Origin of the sequence: Kitasatospora sp. NPDC059571 (assembly GCF_042735675.1) — a bacterium.
Lineage (GTDB): Bacteria > Actinomycetota > Actinomycetes > Streptomycetales > Streptomycetaceae > Kitasatospora.
This window is the reverse complement of sequence record NZ_JBHWBW010000642.1, coordinates 1-3,697: the sequence shown is the minus strand read 5'-3', so window position 1 is coordinate 3,697 and position 3,697 is coordinate 1. Positions and strand designations below refer to the sequence as shown.

Annotated in this window: 3 protein-coding genes and 1 pseudogene; 3 read left to right on the top strand and 1 reads right to left on the bottom strand. The window is 76.0% G+C overall.

All coding sequences use genetic code 11. The annotated features are described in order from the left end of the window. Positions 1–93 precede the first annotated feature (93 nt). A complete protein-coding gene (locus tag ACFV0G_RS37120) occupies positions 94–1,056 on the bottom strand; it encodes a cytochrome c oxidase assembly protein (RefSeq protein ID WP_380557528.1) in 963 nt (320 codons plus the stop codon). Positions 1,057–1,369: 313 nt separating this feature from the next. On the opposite strand from ACFV0G_RS37120, the gene ACFV0G_RS37115 reads away from it, so the two are divergent. From ACFV0G_RS37115 to ACFV0G_RS37105, 3 genes and pseudogenes are all read left to right on the top strand, one after another. Then, positions 1,370–2,503: an AI-2E family transporter gene (locus ACFV0G_RS37115; protein ID WP_380557525.1), complete on the top strand. Its 1,134-nt coding sequence runs from the start codon at positions 1,370–1,372 to the stop codon at positions 2,501–2,503. A gap of 279 nt (positions 2,504–2,782) precedes the next feature. Then, the gene (locus tag ACFV0G_RS37110; protein WP_380557522.1) at positions 2,783–3,019 is read left to right on the top strand and encodes a DUF6296 family protein; all 237 of its coding nucleotides are present in this window, start codon (positions 2,783–2,785) and stop codon (positions 3,017–3,019) included. A 174-nt stretch (positions 3,020–3,193) separates the two neighbouring features. Then, positions 3,194–3,697: pseudogene (locus ACFV0G_RS37105) on the top strand (hypothetical protein); the annotation flags it as partial.

Below are 3,697 nucleotides of genomic sequence, written 5' to 3'. Positions count from 1 at the left end.
CCGCCGTGTCCGCCCCCGGCTGCGCTCCCGGCACCTCCGCCGGCGGAGCAGCCCGCTCGGGTGGGACGGGGCTCCGTCGTTTGCCGGGGCCGCTCAGCCGGCGTCGGCGGTCTTCTGACCGCGCCGGTTCAGCTGCGCCAGGTAGGCGTTGTACGCGGCGAGCTCGGCGTCGCCGTCCCGGTCCGCGGCGCGGTCGCGGCGGCGGGCCTGCCGCTCCTCCGAGCGGGCCCACTGCAGGGTCAGCGCGATCAGCACGATCGCGGTCGGGATCTCGCCGAACGCCCAGGTGATGCCGCCCGCTATCCGCTGGTCGTCCAGCAGGTGCGTCCCGGGCGGCGCCGCCACGCCGTTGAACGTCGTCACCAGCTCGCTGGTCGCCATCATCACGGCCACGCCGAAGAACGCGTGGAACGGCATCCCCATGAACAGCTCGATGATCCGCATCACGTAGCCCGGGCGGTTCGGACCCGGGTCCACGCCCATGATCGGCCAGAAGAACAGCATGCCGACCGCCAGGAAGTGCACCATCATCGCGATGTGCCCGATCCGGTACTGCATCAGGAAGTCGAACAGCGGGGTGAAGTACAGCACGTACAGGCTGGCGACGAACAGCGGGATGGTCGCCGCCGGGTGCGAGACGATCCGCACGTACCGGCTGTGCAGCAGCGCCACCAGCAGCTCGCGCGGCCCGCGGCCGTTGCCCCGACCGGCCGGGCGCAGTGCCCGCAGCGCCAGCGTGATCGGCGCGCCGAGCAGCAGCAGGATCGGCGACAGCATGGACAGCACCATGTGCTGCATCATGTGTGCGCTGAACAGCACCATGCCGTAGTCGTTCAGCCCGGTGTTGGTCACCAGCAGCACCGTCGCCATGCCCGCCGTCCAGGCGATCAGCCGGCCGACCGGCCACTTGTCGCCGCGGCGCCACAGCCGCACCGCGCCCGCCGTGTACAGGCCGAAGGCCAGCAGGACGCCGACCAGGAACGGCCAGTCCGGCGACCAGTGCAGCGCGGCGGAGGGGGTGAACGGGCCGAGCGTCCCCCCGCCGTGGTGGTGCATCCCTGTCATGCCGTCGCCCATCGGCGCGTCCCGCTTTCCCTGGCACCGGCCCGCCCACCCCGCGGGCCGGTCCGGTTCGTCCGTTTTGCTTCGCCCAGCCTAGGCGGCGCTTATCCCGCGCCCGCACGCGCCCCCGCCCCGTGCCCCCGCCCCGTGCCCCCCGTCCCGGCCCGTCCCGTGCCCGCGCCGGACCGCGGATCACCCGCACGCCCCGCGCCACGCCGTCCGGCGCGGCGCCGCGCGCCCGCACCCGCGAGGCTGGGTCCCGGGTGTCGCCCACCGACCGGGGGCGCAGAGCAAGGAGGCGGTGCACATGGCCGACCCGCGGCGCCGACCGCGGCCCGGCCCGCGGTCCGCGCCCGTGCGCCGGCCCGGCCCGCCGCGTCCCGCCGACCGCCCCGTCCACCCGGTGCTGCGCACCGCCGCCGACCACGCCTGGCGGCTGCTGGTGCTCGGCCTCGCCGGGTACGCGGTCTTCACCGTGCTCCAGCGGTTCCAGCTGGTCGCCGTCGCGGTCTTCCTCGGCCTGGTGATCACCTCGGTGCTGCGCCCGGTGATCGACCGGCTGGCCCGGCGGATGCCCCGCTGGCTCGCGGTGCTGATCGGCATGCTCGGCACGGTGCTGCTGCTGGCCGGGCTGCTGTCGCTGGTGGGCACCCTGGTCGCGGACGAGGCCGGCCGGCTGGGCCGGGAGTTCGGCGGCGGGCTGGACCGGATCGAACGCTGGCTGCAGGGGCCGCCCTTCCGCCTCCACGGGACGAGCATCAGGGATCTGCGCAGCAAGCTCACCTCCTATCTGAGCGCGCACCGCTCCACGCTGATCAGTACGGCCGTCAGCGGCGCCGGCCGGATCGTCGAGTTCGCGGGCGGCGCGGCCCTCGCCGTCTTCTGCTCGGTCTTCTTCCTGAACTCCGGCGACCGGATGTGGCGGTGGTTCGAGGACCAGCTGCCGTTCGGCAGCCGGCAGGTCTGGCACAGCGCCGGGCGGGCCGCCTGGCGCACCTTCGCCGGCTACACCCGCGGGGTGGTGATCGTGGCGGCGAGCAACGCCGTCCTGGTCGGCATCGCGCTGTTCCTGCTCCGGGTGCCGCTGGCGCTGCCGCTGGTGCTGCTGGAGTTCCTGGCCTCGTTCGTGCCGCTGATCGGCTCACCGGTGGCCCTGGCGGTGGCCGCCGTGGTGGCGCTCGCCTCGCGCGGTCCGGTGGTCGCGATCGTGCTGATCGCGCTGATCGTGGTGATCGGCCAGATCGAGGGCCACCTGCTGCATCCGCTGGTGATGAGCTGGGCGGTGCAGCTCCACCCGGTGGTGGTGGCGATCGCGGTGCTCTGCGGCAGCATCGCCGCCGGGGTGATCGGCGCGGTGGTGGCCGTGCCGCTGGTCGCGGTGGTCTGGGCGGTGATCGGCGCGGTCCGCCGGCTCGACCGGCCCGGACCGGGCCCGCCCTAGCACGGGCCGCCCGGCCCCGGACGGTCTCAACGGGTGCGGCGCCGCCCGCCCGGGCACCCATCGCCGCGCTCGGCCGTTTGTCGGACAGGGAGTCCATCCGTTCGGTCGACCCGGCCGTCCGTGGCGGGCCCGGTGCCCCGGGGCGGCCGGGCGCGGCGCGCGGCCGGTCCGGTGTCGCCGCCCGCCCGCGGCGGCGGTAGGAACGGACGGGCGGACGCACGGGCGCCGCAGCCTCCCGCAGAACGACCCGCCCGGACGGGCGGGGGGAACGGAACGACCATGGACACCGACCAGCGGTGGGTACTGACCTACCCGGGTGCACCGGGCGCGCACTGCCGGCAGCAGACGGCCGTCGTCGAGCACCGCGGCGGGCACGGCCCGCGCGGGCACGCCCTCTTCACCGACGAGAGCGGGCAGATCCGGGTGGAGATCACCGAGGACGGACTCGCCTACCTGATCGCCTGGGCGGACCTACCCGACCCGCAGACCCCGATCCACGCCGAGCCGCTGCCATGACCGGCGCGGGCGCGCGCCCCGGCGGCGCGGCCGAGGCAGGTCGGCGCCGCGCCCGCCACCCGGTGTACCCCGGACGGACGCGCCCGGCTGGCTGACACGACACTCGCTGCGGATTCTGACAGAGCGTGGTCAAGCAACCGCTTCCCGTCACGCACCGTCAATCGAGGAGTCTCCGTGGCACGCCCAGTTTCCGCCGGTCCGTCCGTCCCGACGGGCCTCCCGCCTGCGCTCCTGCCGGGCCCGGACGAAGGGGCGCCGGGCGGCCTGGCCGTCGTGGTGCTCGACGCCGCGGCCGGCCGGCGGCCCGCCGGGGAGGTGGCGGAGCTCCTCCGGCTGCTCGCCGGCCACACCTTCCCCGGGGCGGACGCCGCACTGCGGGGTGCGGCGGTCGGGCGGGCCGTCGCCGACGTGGCGGAGCTCGTCACCGCCCTGGGTGAGGACGACCCGGCGACCGTCGTCCTGCTCGGCGAGGCCGTGCTGCGCCGTCCGGTGGACGACGTCGCGGCGCTGGCCACCGCGCTGGGGGAGCGGGCCGCACCCGCGCTCGGCCGGGCGCTGGCCGAGGCCGCCTGGGCCAGGCCGGTCGGCGAGGTCGCCGAGATGGTCCGCTCGCTGCCCGTCTCCGGCCCGCGGCCGCTGCCCCGCCCCTCGACCGATCCCGCCGCGCGGCCCTCCCCC

What these genes read in the sequence shown, in the direction of transcription:
- ACFV0G_RS37120 (WP_380557528.1), bottom strand. Translation starts at nt 1,056, where the DNA reads ATGCACCACCACGGCGGGGGGACGCTCGGCCCGTTCACCCCCTCCGCC.
- ACFV0G_RS37115 (WP_380557525.1), top strand. Translation starts at nt 1,370, where the DNA reads ATGGCCGACCCGCGGCGCCGACCGCGGCCCGGCCCGCGGTCCGCGCCC.
- ACFV0G_RS37110 (WP_380557522.1), top strand. Translation starts at nt 2,783, where the DNA reads ATGGACACCGACCAGCGGTGGGTACTGACCTACCCGGGTGCACCGGGC.